Raw genomic sequence first — 23553 nt, 5'->3', positions numbered from 1 at the left:
GTAATAGATACTTAATTTGAGCCTAGTGCTAACCTATGCCCTTTCAGCCGCTTGATTTCAATGGGTTTTTGTCTCCGCATCCTTCAACTTGATATTTTCAAAATGCGCTTCAACCAACTCCGGCGTCACCCCTTTGGCATGGGGATTTAATTTATGGACTTCACTTAAGGCATAATAGGCAGCCCTAGGATAAAGCTCATACAATCCTCTTTCATTGGTAGGACCTTTTGCACAGATACCGAACCATTCTTCATTCATGTTGTTCTTACCTTCTTCCAAGTCAATAGAATACCCCCCATTGGCCCAAGACGCATTTTTATCGTGGATATCCAAATTTTTGGTTTGACCGAATTTCCACCAACCATCACTAAACTGAAAGGTGAAACCTCCGATTGAATTTCCTGCTTTTCCCTGACCAGCGGCATTCTCATAAATTTCTTTCCAATTCCCGACTAAATAATAGGCCTGGGTTCTTTGGTCCTCGGTATTTTCAATCGCATTAAAGGCATCTGCACCAAATTCGGTAAACATGATCGGTTTGTTCAATTTCTCTTTAACAACCTCGAACGCATCGCCAAACGAAACACCACGATACATATTTACCCCATAGACATCAACCTCCTTACATTCTTCGGATATAATATCTATAAAAAGAACATCCCCATTGCAAATGGCCACGGGATGGGATGAATCAACTGCTTTTATTTTTATTGCCGCATCGTTCATAAGTCTATACATAGGTCTTCCCCGCTGTTCCCCAATAAATTTCTTTTCTTCCTCGTCATCTGGAAAATCCTCGGTTTCGGCCCCAGCCCAGAAAAGACCATAGTTGTTCTCGTTCCCCAACAAATACATTAAAAGACCTGGCGTGTTTTTGTAATTTTTGACCAAATCATCCATTTCGGATAGAAGTAACTCTTGTGTTCGAGGGTCAGAATAATCAGTTACGGCTTCCCAAGCTCCATCAATAGTTAAACCGTAGCGGCCAAATGAATGATTGAGTAAGGTGTAAATGCCATATTCTTTAAAAATATATTCTATCCATTTTGAAGGGACACCCGTATATTGTCGTATAGCATTAACGTTCATATTTTTCAACAATCCCATCTCAGCATCAAGGGCTGCCTTGATAACATCGTCTGATTGTTTCCATAAACTATATGAAAAATTAGTGCCAATTGGAAAATAATCCCAGTTCATTCCATTGATCATAAAGTCCTCCCCATTGATAACCAATTTTGCCCCTTCATCATTTTGAAGCACTGAAACTTGATCTACTTGGGCAAAAGCAACTGCGGCTAAAAAGAAAAGAAAGAATCCTAGAAAATTATTTTTCATTGTACCAATTATTTTAAGCGTCATCCAATCTCCATACCTTGTATATAATGATTTGGAATATTGTAGTATTGTAAACTTAACACATGAATTTGTATTATCAATAAAAGTCACCTATACAAATTACATACAGATACTATCAAAAGCCATATTGTTATTTAATTCATATTAATTGCACTAAAAATAGTAGTGTTTTATGTCTTTGGTAACTTGTGAAATGTGTTTATTGTTGTATATCATTAATGGGTATGTTGTGGTAATGTATGGGTCTGGCGAATAAAAGAAGAAATGACCCTATATTTGCATAATAAAGAATTTAAGTATCCATACAAAGAAGATATACTGAGTGGTTCCAATGAATATTAGAAATTATTTTAAACCATTAATCTATTATTAACCTTACTATTTTTTAGATAAACTCCCTGATAACCAAATGCAAAATTTTAAAAGACCAACTTATTTGATAGCGATACTTTTGTGTGTTCATTGTGTTGGGATTAAGGCACAAGAACTACCCCCATTGCGAAATTATTCGCCAACGGATTATCAGGCAGAAAACCAAAATTGGTCAATTTCCCAGTCTTCGGATAAGCTTATATATATTGCCAATGGAAAGGGTTTATTGGAGTTTAATGGAGATAGTTGGAATTTATTTCTTACCCCCAATGAATCAATTATGAGATCTGTTCGAGTAATCAAAGACCGAATTTATACCGGTAATTACATGGATTTTGGATTCTGGGAGAAGGATACTTATGGTGAGTTGCGCTACACATCTTTGGCAAACCAGATTGGGATACAACTTATTGATGACGAAGAGATTTGGAATATAATCGATGTAGACGATAGCATTTTATTCCAATCATTGGATCGCATATATATCTATAACACGAAAGACGAATCGGTAGAATCTATTGATTCGGAATATAAGATTGTGAAAATATACAAGCTAGGTAGTAATATTTACTTTCAACGTTACAAGAGAGGGTTGTATAAAATTGAAAACGGTAAGGATGTTCTTGTTGCCGACCATCCTATGGTACAGGAGCAAGAACTTATAAATGTTTTTAAGGATGGAAATAATTTATTGCTGCAGACCAAGGATGATGGATTTTATAAATTAAAAGATAATGACCTAGTAAAATGGAATTGCGGTTCATGTGAATACATTGCTGCGGTAAGTGTTTATAATAGTATTAGATTAAAAAATGGGGGGTTTATGATAGGCACCATATCCAATGGTCTCATTTATCTTGACGACAATGGGGATTTACAATTTCAAATAGATAAAAGCAAGGGCTTGTTGAATAATACGGTATTATCGCTTTTTGAGGATGTGGATAATAATGTTTGGATGGGCCTTGACAATGGCGTGGGTAAAATTAATTTGGATGCCCCCTATAAAGTATATAGCGACAATGAAGGTAAGGTAGGCAGCGTCTACGCTTCGGCTATTTATGACGGAAATCTATATTTGGGATCAAATCAAGGGCTTTTTTACAAACCTCTTAAAAGTGATGGTGGCTTCACCTTAATTGGCGGGACCCAAGGTCAGGTTTGGTGTTTAAAAGAAATAGGCCAGACTTTGTTCTGTGGGCATGATAGCGGTACGTTCATTGTAAAGAACAATAATGCGAAATTGATCGCTAATTACGAAGGAACCTGGGATATTAAACCCGTTGATGACAAAGATATTCTCCTTCAAGGAAATTATGACGGCCTATACGTACTTGAGAAGCTAAATGATAATTGGAGAGTTCGAAATAAAATTAAAAACTTCAATAATTCTTCAAGGCATTTCGTGGTAATGCCTGGGAATGAGATATTCATTAACCATGAGTACAAGGGGGTATTCAAAGTGAAAGTTAACATGGATTTCACCGAAGCCATGAAGGTGTCTATAGATTCATTGATTAAGGGGGCCAATTCAAATATCATCAAATATAATGGCGATTTGCTCTATTCTTCAAAGGACGGGGTTTTTAGGTATGAGCTTTCCGAAAAAAGATTTAAAAAGGACAGTGTTCTAAGCACCTTATACTCAACAGGGGACGATTTTATATCAGGCAGGTTGATCCATGACGATAAGACTAATAAATTGTGGGGAATCTCTAGCTCAAATATTAGTCTCTTAACTTCAGGTGGGGTGTCTAGTAAACCTAAAATAAAGAGGATTCCTATTCCATTGGCCTTGCGAAATGACCTTATCGACTATGAGAACGTTCTTCAACTACAGGATGATGATGTTTATTTATTGGGCAATTACTCAGGTTATTATACTATTGATATCGATAATTTCGATATAGGAGACTTTAGAATAGGTTTCACTAAAATTACAAATCAAAAAAGGGATGATGATGAGGCTTCACATTTATTGGACAAAAGTTTGGAAGGCAATTTTAAAAGCGAAGAGAATACTTTGTCATTTTCTTTTTCGGTACCAGAGTATTACGAGTATCTGGAAACCGAATATCAGTATCAGCTTTCGGGCCTTTACGATAATTGGAGTGATTGGTCCGAAAATTCCACCGAATTGTTTGAAAATTTACCTTCCGGTGATTATACCTTTAAAGTAAGGGCTAAAATCGGGGATACCCTATCTGGGAATACTGCTTCGTATTCATTTAAGATAGCAAAACCTTGGTATATCTCTAATTTGGCCTTGGTACTATATGTCGTGGTCATCTTGCTCGTATTGTACGTAATACATATTACCTATAAAAAACATTATAGAAACCAGCAACAAAGGTTGATAGAGCGAAACAAGCGTGAGCTAAAATTGTCACAGGTGCAAAATGAGAAAGAAATCATAAGACTAAAAAATGAAGCGTTAAAGAGCGATATCAAGAGTAAAAGTAAGGAATTGGCGGCTTCAACAATGATTATTATCAAGAAAAACGAGCTTTTGACCACAATTAAAAACGGGCTCAAGAACCTACCAGAGAAAAACCTGGTGAGTCCAGTAATAAGAATTATCGACAAGAGTTTGAAGAAAAATGATGATTGGGAGTTTTTTAAGGAGGCTTTCAATAATGCCGACAAGGATTTTTTGGGAAAAGTGAAGGGACTGCATCCCGAATTGACACCTAACGATTTAAAACTATGCGCCTATCTTAAGTTAAATCTTTCTTCGAAGGAAATTGCACCACTACTTAATATTTCTGTACGCAGTGTTGAGGTAAAGCGTTATAGATTGCGAAAGAAGATGGCCTTGCCGCATGATAGGAGCTTATCTGACTATATACTAAATCTGTAGGGGTTTATATTTATACCAAAATACCACAACATCACCTATACAAATTCAAATATCTAAAAAAAATGTTAATTATTTGATATTTCTTTTTGATTGCTAAACCCGCATTTTTATTGGGGTTTAAATATCATATCCATATATTTTGCTTTTATTATTGATCATGTATGTTTTTTGTAGTGGTGTAATTTAAGGATTCCTTATTATTATGAAATACCTTGTGACTTCTAAATACACAACACATGAAGCGCATTTTTTTATTTCTTACTGTCATCTGTAGCATGCAAAATTTATGGAGCCAGGACTTGACAATTAGTGGAGTTGTTAAGGATGCAAGTTACAGTGAGCCCTTACCCGGGGTAAGTATAATAGTTAAGAATTCTACCACCGGAACCACTACCGATTTTGATGGAAATTTCAATCTTACAAATCTTTCAGCCGGGGATATTATTGTCTTCTCCTATTTAGGGTTTGTTACCCAGGAGATCCCTATTAGCGAATCCGTAGAACTTACCGTAATAATGCAAGATGATGTAAGTGCATTGGAGGAAGTTGTTGTCGTGGGTTATGGTACACAAAAGAAGAGCAACGTAGTTGGCTCTGTAACAAGCGTTGAGGTTGACGACGCCACGTCTGTACCAACCACAAACGTATCGGAGATGTTACGGGGTCGAGCGGCAGGTGTCCAAGTTAATCTAGGCGATGCAAGACCAGGAGGGGCCTCCAATATTGTCATTCGGGGTAATGTATCTGTTGCTCCAAATGGAAACTCTCCGTTAATAATAGTTGATGGCTTGCCATTTGATAGCTTAAATGATGTATCACCGGATGATATAGCCAATATAGAAATCCTAAAAGATGCCTCGGCAACTGCGATTTATGGTTCAAGGGCGTCAAATGGTGTTATACTGGTTACCACTAAAACGGGGAAGACCGGCAAAGTATCTATTGACTACCACGGCTATACCACTATACAATCATTGTCTAAAAATTTCAATCAATATACCGGTCAGCAGTACATTGATTTAAAGAGGGAAGCGAACCGTAATAGATTTACTGGAGAATACTTGAGGGATGAAAACATTTTTACTCCTTTTGAAATCGAAGCCATAGAGAATGGTAACTTTGTAGATTGGGAAGATTTGGTATTACAGGACGCAGTAATACAGAGCCATGCTTTGAGTTTTTCAGCAGGTACTGAAAAAACCAAGGTTTTTTCAAGTGTCAATTATTTCGCTCAAGAAGGTATTATCCCAAATTCTAGTTTTGATAGAGGTACTTTGAAACTGAACTTGGAGCAGGAATTAACGGATAAACTTTTATTCAGAGGAATTTTCAACTATCAAAATTCCATACAGGATCAAGAAACAGGCGGCCTAAACTTTACTACCATAACACCCTTGGCCAAACCAATAGGCGATGAGGGCGAATTGCTCAAATTCTATTTAGGGCCATCAAACACTGCGGTAAACCCACTATGGGATCAAAGGGAATCAACCGACGAGACAAAAACAAACCTCACAGATGTCAACCTCAGCTTGGTGTACAACTTTACACCCAATCTAAGCTACACCTTAAAGACGTTTTTGAGGAACAGAAATACAAATAGGGGCATATATAGAACATCCTTACATTCAGCAGGGGATGAAGGGATAGATGGACTTGCAGTTATTTCAAACCAATTATTTAAACAGGTTTTGGTGGAAAACATCATCAACTATACACCACAGATCAACGAAAACCATAGTCTAGACTTTACTGCAGTTCAAGCCTTTGATGAACAGCGGAATGAATATACCCAAATTGACAAATCAGGCTTTACCAATGATGCTCTTGGTTTTAATGGAAACGCAACTGTACTTCTCAATAACCAAAGAGACGTATCACAACGTAAATTGCTCTCCTTTTTGGGTAGGGTACGATATGGATATCTTGATCGGTATTTGCTGGAGGCAACGGCCCGTGCCGATGGTGCCTCTGTATTTGCTGAGAACAATAAATGGGGATTCTTCCCCGCAGTTTCTCTAGCCTGGAAAATGCAGAACGAGCCATTTTTAGAAAATGTGGATGCCATAAATGAAATGAAATTGCGGGTCAGCTACGGGACCACGGGAAATCAAGGTATCAATTCGTTGGAGTCCTTGGGTGTAGCCGATGACATACCTTATGTTTTTGGGGATCAAACCGTGGCAGGAGCAACTGCCTCTTCACGTTTGCCCAATCCAGACTTGAGGTGGGAAACCACTACTACCTTGAATACCGGTATTGATTTTAGGTTGTTTAAAAACCGCTTTGAGGGTACTTTGGAATATTATAAAGCGAACACCACCGATTTATTATTGGATAGGTCAATTGCCGGTACTACGGGGTTCAACGTAATCCGCTTTAACGCTGGCGAACTTGAGAACCGCGGTATTGAAGCATCTTTGACGTCTCATATTATACGAAATGAAAACTTACGATGGTCTTTAGGTATGGTGTTTTCAAGGAACAGGACCGAGGTTCTTTCGCTCACAGGAGAACTTGATGAAAATGGTAATGAAATTGATATCACGGACATTGCTTCAGGAAGACGATTATCAGTAGGTCAGCCTATCAACAACATTTGGCTACCGAAGTACGATGGAATCTATCAAGTAGGTGATGATATTGCAGGTTCAGGGAACCCTTTGGCCCAACCAGGTGACGTTAGGGTAATAGATCAAGATGGGAATGGACAGATTGATAACAGGGACAATGTATTTACAAGTACAGATCCTGATTGGTATGGTTCGATAACCAATACCATTTCATTCAAGAATTTTGACCTGTTTGCCGACATCTATATCGTAGAAGGAGCAACAAAATTGAATCCAGTTCTGGCCAATGGGGAGCTATGGAAAGGAGCGATCAATGGAATTCGGACGAAGTACTATACGCCAGAATTTCCTTCAACGGACTATCCCAGACCTAAACCTGACACCCATTTACACCTTTTTCCGTTTGCTGTCAGGGACGCTTCATATGTTCGGTTGAGGACATTGTCACTGGGTTATAATATCCCTAAAGAGACGCTTTCAAAAATTGGATTTCAAAATGCAAAAATATATGTAACGGGCACCAATTTGTTCACTTTTACAGATTTCAGATCATATAGTCCAGAACAAAATCCGCTCAACGACAGCGGTGGAACGGCATTTCCAGAAACCAGAAATATAACGATTGGGGTCAAAGTTGGGTTTTAAAAAAAATATTATGAAAAATTTAAATAATATGTTATCAAAAAGCTTTTATACAATTCTAGGTTGCCTTTTCCTTTTTACTTCCTGCGGGGAGGATTTTCTAGAGGACAAGCTTCTTTCGAACACTTCTGTTGATTTCCTGTATTCAACCCCTCAAGGCCTGGAGTCTGCAGTTGTGGGATTATATTCTTTAAATAGGAATCTTTACCAAGACTTAAGCTTAAACGGCACATACCCACTTATTCCACAGGCCAAGAGTGACCTTGGAGTTGGAATAACCGGAGAAGTTTCTCTATACAGTAGATTACTTTGGGGTGCAAGTTTGGGGGACTTCGGAACCACTTCAGGGGTTAATGCCTATTGGGTGAATTATTACAAAATAGTGGACAGGGCAAATGCCATTATACAAGGAGCTGAGAATTTACAGGATATTGATGATAGTAGAAGAAACCAAATCTTGGCCGAAGCCAAATGCATGCGGGCTAATTCCTATTTTATCCTGTACAGACTCTTCAACAATATTTTTATCACTACGGAACCTACCACTCCTGAAAATGCGTTTGATGTACCACAAGACAAATCTTCCAAAGAGGAAATATTTTCGCTATTAAGGGCAGATTTGGATTTTGCCATTACCAACCTGGAATACAATCCAGAAGAGTTTGGCAGATGGGGTCAAGGTGCGGCAAGGCATCTTAGGGCCAAGGTGGCCATGTGGGAAAATGACTGGGACGAAGCAGCCGCACAAACAGATGCTGTAATAAATAGTGGCAACCATAGCCTAACCGCAACAACTGCCGAAGTATTTGCGGGTGAATTAGATCATTCTGAAACATTGTTTGCCCTTAATTTTGAAAATGAGACAATAGGAGGAGGTAGTCCACATATCATGAACTGGAATGTGGTATCATCCTATGCCGATGCGCCTGGTATGATACAGTCGATTGAAAATGGAGGGGCCGGAGTAGGTTTCCTATCATTGAATGATTATACCATCAATTTGCTGAATGAGGACCCCAATGATGACAGAAAGGACAATACCTATTATATTTTCAAGTATGCCTATAACGATGAGCCTTCGCTCCCACCAGGCAAACAGTTGGGTGATCCATTGGACCTATATGAAAATAGTGAAACCGATCAAAATGAGTTTATGCTCTATTATAGGAGACAAAACCCAGGGGTCTTGAAATTCTTTGATGAGAATGTGGAACCCACTGATAGAAATCACTTTAAAAATATTATGATCTACAGATTGGCCGAAACCTATTTAATAGGAGCCGAAGCACACATGATGTTGGGAAATAATACGAAAGCGTTGGAATACATTAATGAAGTACGGAATAGAGCCAATGCAGCATCTGTAACCACAGTTGATCTGCAGGCAATTTTAGACGAGAGGGCCCGCGAACTTGCATTTGAAGGGCAACGTTGGTATACCCTCAAAAGAACCGGTAAATTGTATGAGTTTTTGCTAGATCATATGAACAACGATAATATGAATGAGTCGTACCCTGAAGGTAACCCAAAGGTTATACTTCGAGAGTATATGCAAAATTGGCCAATTCCTCAGCAACAAATGGATCTATTAGGGCCTAGTTATCCTCAAAACGATGGATATAACTAATGACCGATATATTACATTAATTAAAAAATTGTGAAATGAATACGAATAGAAGCACTAAAAGTAAGATTAGTACAAGATTACCCCTGATAGCATTAATTTTCGGATTGGGGATAATAAGCATTATCATTTCCTGCGAAACGGAAGATGACATTCCACCACCTTCGGCCTATGTTGAACCAGAACCTTTACCGGTTGTTGAAGGCTGTCCAGAGGATCCTATCGTGAATGACATTTCCATCGGATTGGATTTTGAATGTGGAGGCCCTGAGATTTCTTTTTTTGGGGAAAAAGACGGCTCCTTTACATTAGAATATGTCGATAATCCAGTTGCTTCTGGAATAAACACTTCAGAAAAAGTCGTTGAGTTTATTCAGACCGCAGGTGTAGAACCTTGGGCTGGTATGTTTTTCGATTTGTCCGGTAAGGTCGATTTTTCTGAAAATCAGGCTATTAAACTTAAGGTGTATTCACCTGCGGCCGAGCAGACCATACTTATAAAATTAGAGGATAGTGGTGATGGGTCAATTAATAAAGAGGTTATGGGTACTACAACAGTGGCCAATGAATGGGAAGAATTGACGTTTAATTTTTCTACAAGTGATTCTGACAAATATGATAGATTGGTACTCTTTTTTAATTTCAATGGTGAGAAGGATGCCCCAACGACACACTATTTTGATGACATCATATTGGGGGAGGCAGGTGAAATTATCCCACCAGTTGAAGCCGAAGAACCTACAACCGCAGCACCGGCGCCAATATTACCAGAATCAGATGTGATTTCAGTTTACAGTGACTCATACACACCAACTACGGTTAGCGAATTGCCTACTGAATGGTCTGGTTCCGGTTTCGAAGAAATCCAGATCGAAGGAAACAATACCATTAAATATTCTGATCTCGATTTCACGGGAATCGTAACAGATTATGGAAATCCTACAGATTTGACAGCTAAAGCCTTTGTGCATTTTGACTATTGGACAGCTGATGGAACGGAATTAGGAATTAAGCTTGTGAATACTGCGGTTGACCCGGCGCAAGAAGACTTGGAATCTTTTGGCACCGTAATACAAGGCCAATGGGTAAGTGTAGATATAGCATTGGACGATTTTGCAATGGATAGATCTCAAGTTACTCAAATATTGTTCGATAATTTAGTAGCTGGTGCGGACATCACTCTTTATATAGACAACCTTTATTTCCATAATGGGCAACCAACAGGGCCCACAAGTGCTGCGCCCACCCCAACCGTCGCCGAGGCTGATGTGATTTCAATTTACAGTGACTCATACACACCAACTACGGTTAGCGAATTGCCTACCGAATGGTCTGGTTCCGGTTTTGAAGAAATCCAGATCGAAGGAAACAATACCATTAAATATTCTGATCTCGATTTCACGGGAATCGTAACAGATTATGGAAATCCTACAGATTTGACGGCCATGACCCATGTGCATGTCGATTATTGGACAGCTGATGGAACGGAGTTAGGAATTAAGCTTGTGAATACTGCGGTTGACCCGGTACAAGAAGACTTGGAATCTTTTGGAACGGTAACACAAGGCCAATGGGTAAGTGTAGATATAGCACTGGACGACTTTGCAATGGATAAATCTCAAGTTACTCAAATATTGTTGGATAATTTGGTAGCCGGTGACGCAAACATCACGGTGTACATAGATAATTTATTTTTCTATGCTTTAAATGAGTCTTCTATCGAACCCACTGGTGCTGCACCCACGCCAACCGTCGCCGAGGCTGATGTGATTTCAATTTACAGTGATGCATACACACCAACTACGGTTAGTGAATTGCCTACCGAATGGTCTGGTTCCGGTTTTGAAGAAATCCAGATCGAAGGAAACAATACCATTAAATATTCTGATCTCGATTTCACGGGAATCGTAACAGATTATGGAAATCCTACAGATTTGACGGCCATGACCCATGTGCATGTCGATTATTGGACAGCTGATGGAACGGAGTTAGGAATTAAGCTTGTGAATACTGCGGTTGACCCGGTACAAGAAGACTTGGAATCTTTTGGAACGGTAACACAAGGCCAATGGGTAAGTGTAGATATAGCACTGGACGATTTTGCAATGGATAGATCTCAAGTTACTCAAATTTTATTCGATAATTTAGTGGCCGGTGATGCAAGTATTACTGTGTATATCGATAACCTTTATTTTTATAGATAGACTGCATTTATTTCTTCCAATTGTCCAATAACGCTATAAAAGAAAAAGCATACGGCACAGTGCAATTAGATTTAGTTTGAGTTAGCCTAGTTAACAGATAAGCCCCTATTTTTTGTAGGGGCCTATCAATAAGTTAAAGTACATATGATAGAACATAGAAATAAAATCTCATTTATCAAATATTTAAAATGAACTATTTACACAGGGCCTTGATAATCCTAATGCTTGTGATCTCATGTAGTGAAGGGGATTCACAGCCCAACAATATACCATCCAAACTAGTGTTGAACGTAACCATAGTTGGTTCGGATGCCACAAACCCAAACGGGGATGGTTCAGGGGTAGTGCAGGTTTCTGCCTCGGCCGAAAATGCTGTCAGATATGCGTTTAGATTTGAAAATGGGGATTTGCAAGAAAGCCCTTCTGGCTCCATAGAGCATGCATTCACCAAAGTTGGTACGCATTCGTATACTATTACGGCATGGGCTTATTCAGAAGCCGGAGACTTTGTCAATGAAACGCTGAGCGTGGAAGTTTTTAAATCTGACGAAGGTTTTGCCACCTTGGTATTCTCAGATGAATTTGAATATGAAGGAAGCCCTGATTCTGAAAAGTGGCACCATCAAGTCATTCCACCAAATAATGGGGGTTGGTATAATAATGAGCTGCAGCATTATACCGATAGAGCTGACAATTCATTCGTGAGTGACGGCACTCTAAAAATTGTAGCTTTAAAAGAACAATACACTACAAACAGCTCCACTAAATCATATACTTCAGCAAGATTAAATTCAAAATTTGTATTTACCTATGGCCGTATTGAGTTTCGCGCCAAACTTCCTATTGAAAAAGGTACATGGCCTGCATTTTGGACTCTTGGTGCGAACATCAATGAAACAGGCAACTATTTTGGTGACCAATATGGCAGCGTGGGTTGGCCAGCTTGTGGAGAAATTGATATTATGGAACAAAATGGATGGAACAAAAATAGTGTTATAGCTCATTTTCATTGGGGAGACATGAATACAGGTGAATATATGAACTCTGGTGGTACAACTTCAATTTCGGATGCTTCCAGTGCATTTCACATTTACTCTATGGAATGGAACAGCAGTAGCATAAAAATATATGTGGATAACGAAATGATCTATGAACTGCCTAATTCTTCTAACAAGCCCTATAACAATCTGCACTATGTATTGATGAACCTGGCTATAGGAGGTACTTTGGGCGGGGATGTGCCGGAAAACTTTACCCAAGACATCCTTGAAATTGATTATGTGAGGGTATACCAATAACTGAATCCCTGGATAAATTCTTAAGGAATTATACAATGTATCCATGGTTCAGAAATTATTTTCAAACAAACTAGCTGAAATGAAAAGATTACTTTCAGTTTTTGTATTTCTCCCAATGTTATCAATAACTTTACTTTCTTGTATGGACAAAGTGAGGAGAAAGAATACCGGTAATCCGAAAAAAGTTGAGAACGCTACTATATGCCAGAAAGAATATACATATGAGCCTGGCAGGGATTGTAAGTTAACATGGTCAGACGGGTTTGAGGCTAATTGTATTGTTAAAAATAATTGGAATTTTCAATTAGTTGAGGCTGGACACTTCGATGATGAGTGGCAACGCTACACGAATCACGGTAAATAACCCATAACTAAAGTCATTTAAATACTAAAGTGCTACTGCCATGAAAAAAATCGATCCGGAAATAAAAATGAATAAATCCTATACTATCCTTATCAGCTTAATCGTTGCATTGGGAGGATTTTTGTTGGGTTTTGATAGTGCGGTCATTTCAGGAGCGGTTAAGGGCATAACCGTTTATTTCGATATGACGGATTCCATGCTAGGTTTTGCGGTTGGATGTGTCATTTTTGGCGCTATGGCAGGTAATCTTTTGGCAGGACCTATGGCTGATAGATTTGGAAGAAAAAAAATACTGATAATAGTTGCTGCCCTATTCGCTATATCCGCTTCTTGGTCTGCAATGGCTACGGGTTATACCGAATTTATCATTGCAAGGATAATCGGTGGAATTGGAATTGGTGGTGCGATTTTGATCGCCCCTATTTATATTGCCGAAATAGCTCCTCCCAAACTTAGGGGTAGCTTGGTATCTTTTAATCAATTGAATATTGTTATTGGTATATCGGTAGCTTACTTTTCTAATTATTTTCTGGTCAATTTAGAAGGTGAAAGCTGGCGATGGATGCTTGGTGTGGAAGCGATCCCTGCGGCTATATACTTTATAACCCTCTGGACCGTACCTAGAAGTCCAAGATGGTTGATTCTAAAACTGAATGAAGTAAAGCTCGCCCGAAAAATACTATTGAAAATCGGAGGTGAAGAATATGCCGAGATCACAATAGCAGAAATTCAGAGGGGACAGGCCAAAAAAGAGGCAAAAGGCAAACTATCCGATTTGTTTAAAAGCAAATATGCCACCATTATGACCATCGCCCTCGGTATTGCATTCTTTCAACAGATTACAGGGATCAATGCGATCTTCTACTATGCTCCCACCATATTTGAACAAGCCGGCGGTAGTACGGATTCATCCTTTCTACAAGCTATTGTTGTTGGACTTACAAATTTGGTTTTCACTTTGGTGGCCATTTGGTTAATTGATAGATTAGGGAGAAAACCTTTATTACTAATAGGTACTACATTCATGACCATTGCCCTTATGATGGCGGCCTTTGCCTTTAATAATGCAACGTACGACTTTAATGATGCAAATTTGGATAAAATTGGTAATATTGAAATTCAAACAGCCTTGACAGAATTGAAAGGGAAGACTTTTGAAGGCCAAGCAGCACTTTTCGAACAAGTTGAACCCAAATTGAATGACGATCAATTTTTGGATTTTAAAAGAAACCAGATTACAAATTTCATTCAGATCAACGCAACATTGGTCTTGATTGCTATCTTGCTTTATGTGGCTTCTTTTGCAATCTCACTAGGACCGGTTATGTGGACCCTTTTTTCGGAGGTATTTCCTAGTAAAATCAAAGGAATTGCGATATCGGCAGTTGGTTTTTTCAATTCTTTGGTCAGTTTTTCAGTGACACAGGTTTTCCCTTGGGAATTGTCAAATCTAGGACCAACGGTCACTTTTGCCATATATGCGATTCTTTCATTATGCGCAATTCTGTTTGTCTATAAGTTCGTAATTGAAACAAAGGGAAAATCATTGGAAGAAGTTGAAGAACTGCTTGTGAGAAAATAATGATTGAAAATAAAACGGGTGACCCAAAAATAAAAAGAATGAATACAAATCCAATTTATATACGAAACCAAAAAGCTTCGTTTAAAGAAGTGGAAGTAAAGGGAAAACAAATAGTTTTTGAAAATGAGAACTATTATAAAATTTTTAATAGTGATGCCATAAGGCCTTTCTTCATGAGCATCGTTAGCGATTCAAACCACTGGATGTTCATCTCAAGTAATGGTGGGTTGACCGCAGGAAGAAAAGACAGCGAATCTGCTTTATTCCCTTATTATACTGATGATAAAATTACTGAATCAGCAGAAATTACGGGAAGTAAAACCTTACTTCAAGTACATGCCGATGGCAAGACCTATTTATGGGAACCTTTTTCCACTAGATATGTCGGTATCTATAAGACCCATAGAAATTTGTACAAAAACAACTATGGCAACAAGATTGTTTTCGAAGAAATCAATGAAGATTTAGGCCTTACATTCCGGTACCAATGGAACTCGAGTGATAAATACGGTTTTGTAAAAAAATCGACCATAATCAACGATACCAATAACGGGATTCAAGTTACCGTGTTGGACGGAATTCAAAATATAATTCCCTTTGGTGTTATATCCGACCTACAGAATAGACAAAGTAATTTGGTCGATGCTTACAAAAAAAATGAATTGGAGGCAGAAGTTGGCATCGGCATATATGCACTGAGTGCCATTATTGTTGATAAGGCCGAACCTAGTGAAGCCCTAAAAGCGACAATTGCCTGGTCGGCGGGTATTGAAAATGCCAAATATTTGGTTTCTTCCCTACAACTTGATGCCTTCAGGAGGGGTAAAGAGATTGAACAAGAGATAGATATTAAGGCCGAGAAAGGCGCTTATTTTGTTTGTTCGGATATGGCATTGGAACCCGGTAGTGAAAAAACCTGGATGATAGTGGCCAATGTAAACCAATCCATGGTCAATATCAGTGAAATCACCGAACTGATTAAAAGTAAAACCGATATAATCCCAATTATTCAGGAAGACATAGAACTAGGGTCTGGAAATTTACTGGAGTTGAATGGGGCTTCTGACGGGATACAGCTCACAGCGGACAAACTAAGGAATACAAGACATTTTTCAAATACCCTTTTTAATATTATGCGTGGGGGTATTTTTGATGATGGCTATCATATTGAAAAATGGGATTTTGTAAAATACATTGAAAACGCGAGTAAAAAAGTATTCAAGAAAAAGGAAGATCTCTTAAGAAATCTTCCAGAAGTATTTACACTTGGTCATTTGAAATCCTTAACAGAGAAAGATCAGGACAAAAACTTTAAAAGACTTGCGATTGAATACATGCCTCTTAAATTTAGTAGAAGGCATGGAGACCCCAGTAGACCTTGGAACAGATTTTCAATTAACACGACCAATGAACTAGATGGTTCAAAAATATTGGATTATGAAGGTAATTGGCGTGACATTTTTCAAAACTGGGAAGCCTTGGCACATTCTTACCCAGAGTTCATCGAAAGTATGATCCATAAATTTTTGAATGCAACCACCTTTGACGGTTACAATCCTTACCGTGTCACAAAAGGAGGATTTGATTGGGAAACCATAGAACCCGATGATCCATGGTCATATATAGGGTATTGGGGAGATCATCAAATCATCTATCTACTAAAGTTCTTGGAGTTTATCGAAGACCATTATCCCAACAAATTAGCGACATATTTTAAACAAGACATATTTGTATACGCCAATGTGCCTTACAAAATAAAAAGCTACCGGGATATTTTGGCCAACCCCAAGGATACGATTGATTTTGACCATGAATCGGATCAAAGGATTGCCCAAAAAAGAATCGAACTGGGTGCCGATGGTGCCTTACTTAGCGATAGGAACCACTTTATCTACAAAGTAAATCTTGTCGAAAAATTATTGGCAACCGTATTGGCCAAGGTGTCGAACTTTATTCCAGAAGGAGGAATCTGGATGAATACACAAAGGCCTGAATGGAATGACGCCAACAATGCCTTGGTAGGAAATGGCGTATCGATGGTCACGCTATATTATTTACGACGATTTTTAAACTTCCTTGAGGGCATTGTTAAAAATCGACCTGGTAAAGACAGTGAGGTTTCAATCGAATTAGCCGAATTCTTTAATAAAGTGCTTTCGACCTTAAATAAAAATGAAAGCATTCTTACTGGGAAAGTTTCCGATAAGGATAGAAAGACAGTATTAGACGGACTTGGAAGTGCAGGGAGTGATTATAGAACACATATTTATGAAAATGGTTTTTCAGGTGATAAAGAGGCCATAACCAAAAATGATCTGTTGCGCTTTCTTGAAATCTCCAAAAAGTACTTGGATCATTCCATTGATGCCAATAAAAGGGATGATAACCTTTATCATGCCTACAATTTAATGACAATAAAGAATGATTCAGAAGTATCTATTTCTTACTTGCCGGAAATGCTGGAAGGACAGGTGGCCGTATTAAGTTCCGGATATATTTCGGGGGCGGAATCATTAGAGGTATTAGACGCTTTAAAAGCGAGTGCCTTGTTTAGACCGGATCAATACAGTTATATATTATATCCGAACAAAGAATTACCGAGGTTCGATGTAAAAAACAATATTTCTACTAAAAATATAGAAGCATCTGCCTTACTAAAACGACTTTTAAAAGACGGGAACAAACAGATAGTTCTACAGGATGTTCAGGGCAACTACCATTTTAACGGAACATTTAATAATGCCAAAAGCTTAATAGAAGCATTGTCTAAGCTTCCATCCGAGCCATATGGAGAATTGATTGAAAAAGATAAAGACTTGCTCCTAGATACGTTCGAAGAAATTTTCGATCACAAATCCTTCACAGGTCGTTCAGGAACCTTCTTTGGTTATGAAGGTTTAGGGTCTATCTATTGGCATATGGTTTCGAAATTACTGTTGAGCGTTCAAGAAACCTGTTTATTGGCAATTGGAAATAATGAAAGCGAAGTGACAATAGGAAAGTTATTAGAACACTATTATGAAATCAATGAGGGGATAGGAGTTCATAAATCCCCAGAATTATATGGTGCTTTCCCAACTGACCCTTATTCCCATACACCAGCGACAAAAGGTGCCCAGCAACCGGGTATGACCGGTCAGGTAAAAGAAGATATTTTAAGCCGATTCGGGGAACTGGGCGTATTCGTATCAGAAGGCAAACTAATGTTTAACCCTCGTTTGTTAAGAAAAGAAGAATTCCTAAAAAAGGCAGAGACATTCACTTATGTGAATATCAAGAAGGATATAGAAGAAATTGAACTTGAGATAGGGTCAATTTGCTTTACCTATTGCCAGATTCCTATCATCTACAAATTGGCAGGGAAAGAGGGAATGAAAGTAATTATGAGTGATGATTCAGTTCTTGAATATGACCGCTTAAACCTTGACCTGGCAACAAGTAAGAAAGTATTTGAACGAACAGGAGAAATCAAACAAATAATAGCATCGATAAACAAATAAATTATTGGGATGAAGAAACATTTAAAAACAACTATGGTTCTATTATCAATGATTTTTAGTTTTTCTTGCAAGAACGAACCTAATAAAGAAAGTAACCCGGATACCGTGAAAGAACAAGTAAGTTTAAGTGCAAAAGACATTTTGGGAAATCCAGATTATTTGGCCATGTCCTATGGAGGGTATAGACATGTCGATCACGACATTGAACCCGCAATAGAACAGCTCAAAGAGGATCTGGGAATTTTGGCGGCGATGGGTATTAAAATTCTACGCACCTATAAAGTGCACTTGCCTCAAGCTACTAATCTAATAAAAGCTATTAGTGAATTAAAACAAGACGACCCAAATTTTGAAATGTACGTCATGCTAGGTGCTTGGATAGATTGTAAAAATGCATGGACAGATATGGAGCCGGATCATGAAAAAGAAAGTGAAGCTAATGCAAATCAAATTTTAGTAGCGGCCTATTTGGCAAATCAATATCCAGATATTGTGAAAGTAATTGCAGTAGGTAACGAGGCCATGGTGCGTTGGGCAGCAACGTATTACGTACAGCCTTCGGTTATCTTAAAATGGGTAAACTATCTCCAAGATTTGAAGAAGGAAGGAAAGCTTCCTAAGGATTTATGGATAACCAGTTCTGATGATTTTTCTTCATGGGGCGGAGGTGATGCGAGTTATCATACCGAAGATCTTGAAAAATTGGTTAGTGCTGTAGACTTTATTTCAATGCATACCTATCCTTATCATAATACGCATTATAACCCTAAATTTTGGGGAGTTCCAGAAAATGAATCAAAGTTATCGGACATCAAAAAAATCGATGCTGCGATGCTCAGAGCATTGGATTTTGCCAAAGCCCAATATGACAGTGTTTCGAATTATGTGGCTAGTTTGGGCATTAAGAAACCCATTCATATTGGCGAAACAGGTTGGGCGACTGTTTCTGATGGTTTTTATGGACCTTCTGGATCAAGAGCTACGGATGAATATAAAGAAGCATTGTACTATAAGCATATACGCAAATGGACCAATGAAGCGGGTATTTCATGTTTCTACTTTGAGGCTTTTAATGAACCATGGAAAGATGCTGATAATAAAATGGGGTCAGAAAACCATTTCGGATTATTTACGGTTGATGGCAAAGCAAAATATGCATTATGGGATGCTGTGGATAATGGGGTTTTTGAAGGATTGACAAGAAATGGAAATACTATTGCCAAAACATTCGATGGGGATAAAGATACCTTAATGAAAGATGTAGAAGTCCCACCAACTGCTAAGGAAATAGCCGAAAAACAGAAATAACCTATATTATGAAAACACGACATTACTGGGTACTAATGCTATCGATTTTAATCATGGTCAGTTGCAACAAAAAAGAGGATGGGACATTAGAGGTTGAAGTTTATGAGACTTCCGCTAGTGGAAATAAACTTAAAAAGGTCACAGAATTCGCTAAACAAGGGAATGCAGTCGAAATAAAAATAGTTCCTGAAGAAGAATTTCAGACCATAACAGGGTTTGGTGGTGCTTTTACAGAATCTTCGGCCTATTTATTGAACCAATTGGGCAAAGAGAATCGCCAAAAAATAATTGATGCCTATTTCAGTGAAGATGGAGCAAATTATTCGTTAACACGTACACACATGAATTCTTGCGACTTCTCTATAAGTAATTACTCATACAGCCCGGTAGAAGGGGATAAGGCCTTGGAGCATTTTTCCATTAAAGAAGATCAAGACGACTTGATTCCTATGATCAAGGAAGCTATGGCAGCATCTAAGCACGGGTTCAAGATTTTTGCCTCACCTTGGACTGCAGCTCCTTGGATGAAAGACAATAACAATTGGGTCGGAGGAAAATTATTGCCAGAATATTATGATACTTGGGCACTTTTCTTCTCTAAATACGTAGACGCTTATAAAGCAGAGGGCATTGATATCTGGGGATTTACCGTGGAAAATGAACCATTGGGTAATGGTAACAATTGGGAAAGTATGCATTTTACCCCCAAAGAAATGACCGATTTTGTCCAAAATCATTTAGGGCCAAAATTAGAAGCCGACGGCAAAGGAAATTTAAAAATATTAGGGTATGATCAAAATCGGGAACACCTAAAGGAATGGGTGGATGAAATGTTCCGGGATGAGGCCAGTTCAAAATATTTCGCTGGTACAGCAATACATTGGTATGCCAGCACCTTTGAAGTTTTTCCTGAAGAACTTCAGTATGCCCATAAAAAAGCTCCAGATAAACTTCTTATTCAATCCGAGGCATGTGTAGATGCAGAAATTCCTGTATGGCAAGATGATGCATGGTATTGGGAAAAAGAAGCAACTGATTGGGGTTGGGAATGGGCTCCGGAAGAGGACAAACATCTACACCCAAAATATGCACCAGTAAATCGTTATGCCAGGGATATCATAGGATGCTTGAACAATTGGGTTGATGGTTGGGTAGATTGGAATATGGTACTTGACACTAAAGGAGGTCCGAATTGGTTTAAAAACTGGTGTATTGCCCCAGTGATAGTGGATCCCGAGAAAGATGAGGTCTATTTTACACCTCTGTTCTACACGATGGCGCATTTTAGTAAATATATAAGACCGGGTGCTGTTAAGATCGGAATCGAAAATTCTGATAGGACTTTATTGATTACAGCTGCCAAGAATCCAGATGGTTCGATTGCGGTTGTAGTATTCAATCAGGATAAAGAAGAAATGCATTTTCAACTTTCATTGGGAGAGTTAAAAAAAGTTATAAGTATTGATGCACAAGCCATACAAACAATAATAGTACAACCAAACTAAAAATAAGTAATATGTCCACAACCACAATTAAAGTCCCATTCGGTCAAAAAGTAGCATTTGGCGTAGGAATGCTCGCCAATCAAATGTTCCCAGCAATTCTAGGAATATTTATGGTTGTACTTGTACAATCATTTGGATTTAATGGATGGTTATGGTCTCTTGTTTATTTTTTTCCAAGAGTTTTTGATGCTATTACAGATCCTATAATGGGTTTCATTTCTGATAATACCAAATCGAAATGGGGAAGACGCAAACAATATGTTTTAATTGGTGCAATTTTAATGGGTGTGGCGTTTACCATTATGTGGCAATTATATACGCATAATTCTTTACAATATAATTTTTGGTATTTCTTTTTATGGTCAATCGTCTTTTATTTGGGGCTTACCTTTTTTAGTGTACCCTATGTCGCTATGGGCTATGAAATGAGCGATGATTTTCACGAACGAACCAACATTATGGCTGTTGCACAATGGATTGGCCAATGGGCGTGGGTTATTGCGCCATGGTTTTGGGTGATTATGGATGATCCAGAATGGTTTCCGTCTCAAGATGTCGCTGTTCGCGAATTGGCTGTTTGGGTGGCCGTACCATGTGCAATTGCTGCCATGGTACCTGCCTTGTTTATTAAGAGCAAATCGACCCTTGAAGAAAATTATGAGCCACTGAACTTTGCCAATATCGGGGGTAGTTTGAAGAAAATTGTTGAAAGTTTTAAGGATGCCTTTAAAATAGAAGAGTTTAGGAAGATATGTGGTGCCACGTTTTTGATTTTTAATGCATTTAATACCGTAGCTGCGCTAACCTATTTTGTTATTGTTTATAGACTATTTAATGGTGATGCAGCTGCTACTGGTATTTGGGTCGCATTATTCGGTTGCATAGGAGCGTTGGGAACCACTTTTATTGTAATTCCTGTGGTTACTTGGATGTCAAAAATGATGGGTAAGAAAAAGGCGTTTATGTGGGCCCAAGCGATTTCGATTGTAGGCTACATAATGATGTATTTTCTCTTTGTGCCGGGAAAACCTTGGTTGTACATCATTGCATTGCCCTTCTTCTCTTTTGGAATAGGGAGCTTATTTACCATCATGATGTCAATGACTGCGGATGTAATCGATATAGATGAATTGAAGTCAGGTAAAAGACGGGAAGGTATTTTTGGTGCAATTTATTGGTGGATGGTAAAAGTAGGCTTTGCCATAGCTGGAGCACTTAGTGGGGTAATTATTGGCATTGTTGGTTTTAACCCTGATTTGGCAACAACCGAACAACTGGGAGCGGTTGATGGCCTGCATGCTTTCTTTTGCTTTTTCCCAATGGTAGGAACAATAGTTGCAATGCTTATAATGCGAAACTATAATGTTACTGAAGAACGAGCCAATGAAATACGTGCGGAATTAGATAAACGCAAAAGCAAAACCACACCGCAACTCTCTACTTACTATAAAAAAGGTAAACTATTAACACTCGTCGGGATTGATTCAGGTTACAGGTCAAACACAGACTTGGATTTTACCTCAAAATCTGAACGGGAAATCAAGAAACTTTTTTCAGCTACCTTGAATAAAGGAGTGCACGGCTTTTGTTTTAGCCCGTACATGGAAGGTCAAAATATTGGGGATCAATTATCAGAAGACCAAATACAGCGGAGAATGGATGTGATTGCACCTTACACCAAATGGGTGAGGTCTTTTTCATGTACCGATGGAAATGAGTTCATTCCTAAAGTAGCACATAAGAAAGGATTAAAAACAATGGTCGGTGCTTGGATCGGGAATGACAAAACAAAAAATGACGAGGAGATAGAAACCTTGATTGATTTAGGGCAAAATGGATATGTGGATATGGCGGTCATTGGTAATGAGGTGTTGATGCGAAATGAACTGACAGAGCTTGAAATCCTGTCTTATATTGATAAGGTGAAAAGTGCATTGCCAAACATAAAAATAGGCTATGTTGATGCCTATTATCAGTTTCTTGATCGACCGGCACTTATTGACGCCTGCGATGTAATTCTAATCAACTGCTACCCATTTTGGGAAGGATACAATTTTGATCGTTCTACACTTTACCTTAAACAGATGTATTCAGTTGTCAAGAATGTTTCAAAAGGTAAACCTGTGATTATTTCTGAGACAGGTTGGCCAAATCAAGGAGAAAAAATCAATAAGGCCTTACCTTCATCACTAAATACAATGAAGTATTTTATCAGCGCAAATAATTGGGCAAAGAGCAATGATGTGGAATTGTTCTATTTCTCGTCGTTCGACGAATCATGGAAAGTCCATCATGAAGGTGATGTTGGTTCCCGTTGGGGAATATGGGATAAAAATGAAAAGATAAAATTTGGTAACTAAGA

The 23553-nt window shown here is 38.4% G+C and carries 12 protein-coding genes; 11 read left to right on the top strand and 1 reads right to left on the bottom strand.

What is annotated here, in order from left to right; translation table 11 throughout:
- Nucleotides 1-57: 57 nt before the first annotated feature.
- Entirely contained in the window at nucleotides 58-1338 is a 1281-nt protein-coding gene (locus HPE63_RS04885; RefSeq protein ID WP_188313093.1) for a glycoside hydrolase family 2 TIM barrel-domain containing protein, read from the bottom strand.
- 430 nt (nucleotides 1339-1768) lie between these two features.
- On the opposite strand from HPE63_RS04885, the gene HPE63_RS04880 reads away from it, so the two are divergent.
- The 11 genes from HPE63_RS04880 (at nucleotide 1769) to HPE63_RS04830 (ending at nucleotide 23551) form a co-directional block, all read left to right on the top strand.
- Nucleotides 1769-4591, top strand: a complete 2823-nt coding sequence (locus HPE63_RS04880) for a helix-turn-helix and ligand-binding sensor domain-containing protein (protein ID WP_188313092.1) — start codon at nucleotides 1769-1771, stop codon at nucleotides 4589-4591.
- A gap of 236 nt (nucleotides 4592-4827) precedes the next feature.
- Nucleotides 4828-7809: a SusC/RagA family TonB-linked outer membrane protein gene (locus tag HPE63_RS04875; protein ID WP_188313091.1), complete on the top strand. Its 2982-nt coding sequence runs from the start codon at nucleotides 4828-4830 to the stop codon at nucleotides 7807-7809.
- A 10-nt stretch (nucleotides 7810-7819) separates the two neighbouring features.
- Complete coding sequence (locus HPE63_RS04870; protein WP_188313090.1) at nucleotides 7820-9433, top strand: RagB/SusD family nutrient uptake outer membrane protein; 1614 nt, start codon at nucleotides 7820-7822, stop codon at nucleotides 9431-9433.
- A gap of 35 nt (nucleotides 9434-9468) precedes the next feature.
- Nucleotides 9469-11634: a carbohydrate binding domain-containing protein gene (locus tag HPE63_RS04865; protein WP_188313089.1), complete on the top strand. Its 2166-nt coding sequence runs from the start codon at nucleotides 9469-9471 to the stop codon at nucleotides 11632-11634.
- Nucleotides 11635-11822: 188 nt separating this feature from the next.
- Entirely contained in the window at nucleotides 11823-12932 is a 1110-nt protein-coding gene (locus tag HPE63_RS04860) for a glycoside hydrolase family 16 protein (protein ID WP_188313088.1), read from the top strand.
- A gap of 79 nt (nucleotides 12933-13011) precedes the next feature.
- A complete protein-coding gene (locus HPE63_RS04855) occupies nucleotides 13012-13296 on the top strand; it encodes a hypothetical protein (RefSeq protein WP_188313087.1) in 285 nt (94 codons plus the stop codon).
- A gap of 40 nt (nucleotides 13297-13336) precedes the next feature.
- Nucleotides 13337-14878, top strand: a complete 1542-nt coding sequence (locus tag HPE63_RS04850; RefSeq protein ID WP_188313086.1) for a sugar porter family MFS transporter — start codon at nucleotides 13337-13339, stop codon at nucleotides 14876-14878.
- 38 nt (nucleotides 14879-14916) lie between these two features.
- Nucleotides 14917-18378, top strand: a complete 3462-nt coding sequence (locus HPE63_RS04845; protein WP_188313085.1) for a hypothetical protein — start codon at nucleotides 14917-14919, stop codon at nucleotides 18376-18378.
- Nucleotides 18379-18387: 9 nt separating this feature from the next.
- Complete coding sequence (locus HPE63_RS04840) at nucleotides 18388-19686, top strand: glycosyl hydrolase family 17 protein (RefSeq protein WP_188313084.1); 1299 nt, start codon at nucleotides 18388-18390, stop codon at nucleotides 19684-19686.
- Nucleotides 19687-19721: 35 nt separating this feature from the next.
- Nucleotides 19722-21191 (top strand): glycoside hydrolase family 30 protein, encoded by a 1470-nt coding sequence (locus tag HPE63_RS04835; protein WP_394355016.1) that lies wholly within the window; start codon nucleotides 19722-19724, stop codon nucleotides 21189-21191.
- Between the two features lie 11 nt (nucleotides 21192-21202).
- The gene (locus HPE63_RS04830; RefSeq protein ID WP_188313082.1) at nucleotides 21203-23551 is read left to right on the top strand and encodes an MFS transporter; all 2349 of its coding nucleotides are present in this window, start codon (nucleotides 21203-21205) and stop codon (nucleotides 23549-23551) included.
- Nucleotides 23552-23553 lie beyond the last annotated feature (2 nt).

It is taken from the genome of Maribacter arenosus, from assembly GCF_014610845.1.
GTDB classification, from domain to species: Bacteria; Bacteroidota; Bacteroidia; order Flavobacteriales; family Flavobacteriaceae; genus Maribacter_A; species Maribacter_A arenosus.
This window is presented reverse-complemented; position numbering and strand designations above follow the sequence as displayed.

Excerpts from the sequence above, each read along its gene's own strand:
- HPE63_RS04830 (WP_188313082.1), top strand. The coding sequence starts at position 21,203 with ATGTCCACAACCACAATTAAAGTCCCATTCGGTCAAAAAGTAGCATTT.
- HPE63_RS04880 (WP_188313092.1), top strand. The coding sequence starts at position 1,769 with ATGCAAAATTTTAAAAGACCAACTTATTTGATAGCGATACTTTTGTGT.
- HPE63_RS04875 (WP_188313091.1), top strand. The coding sequence starts at position 4,828 with ATGAAGCGCATTTTTTTATTTCTTACTGTCATCTGTAGCATGCAAAAT.
- HPE63_RS04865 (WP_188313089.1), top strand. The coding sequence starts at position 9,469 with ATGAATACGAATAGAAGCACTAAAAGTAAGATTAGTACAAGATTACCC.
- HPE63_RS04840 (WP_188313084.1), top strand. The coding sequence starts at position 18,388 with ATGAAGAAACATTTAAAAACAACTATGGTTCTATTATCAATGATTTTT.
- HPE63_RS04845 (WP_188313085.1), top strand. The coding sequence starts at position 14,917 with ATGAATACAAATCCAATTTATATACGAAACCAAAAAGCTTCGTTTAAA.
- HPE63_RS04885 (WP_188313093.1), bottom strand. The coding sequence starts at position 1,338 with ATGAAAAATAATTTTCTAGGATTCTTTCTTTTCTTTTTAGCCGCAGTT.
- HPE63_RS04835 (WP_394355016.1), top strand. The coding sequence starts at position 19,722 with ATGCTATCGATTTTAATCATGGTCAGTTGCAACAAAAAAGAGGATGGG.
- HPE63_RS04855 (WP_188313087.1), top strand. The coding sequence starts at position 13,012 with ATGAAAAGATTACTTTCAGTTTTTGTATTTCTCCCAATGTTATCAATA.
- HPE63_RS04860 (WP_188313088.1), top strand. The coding sequence starts at position 11,823 with ATGAACTATTTACACAGGGCCTTGATAATCCTAATGCTTGTGATCTCA.
- HPE63_RS04850 (WP_188313086.1), top strand. The coding sequence starts at position 13,337 with ATGAAAAAAATCGATCCGGAAATAAAAATGAATAAATCCTATACTATC.
- HPE63_RS04870 (WP_188313090.1), top strand. The coding sequence starts at position 7,820 with ATGAAAAATTTAAATAATATGTTATCAAAAAGCTTTTATACAATTCTA.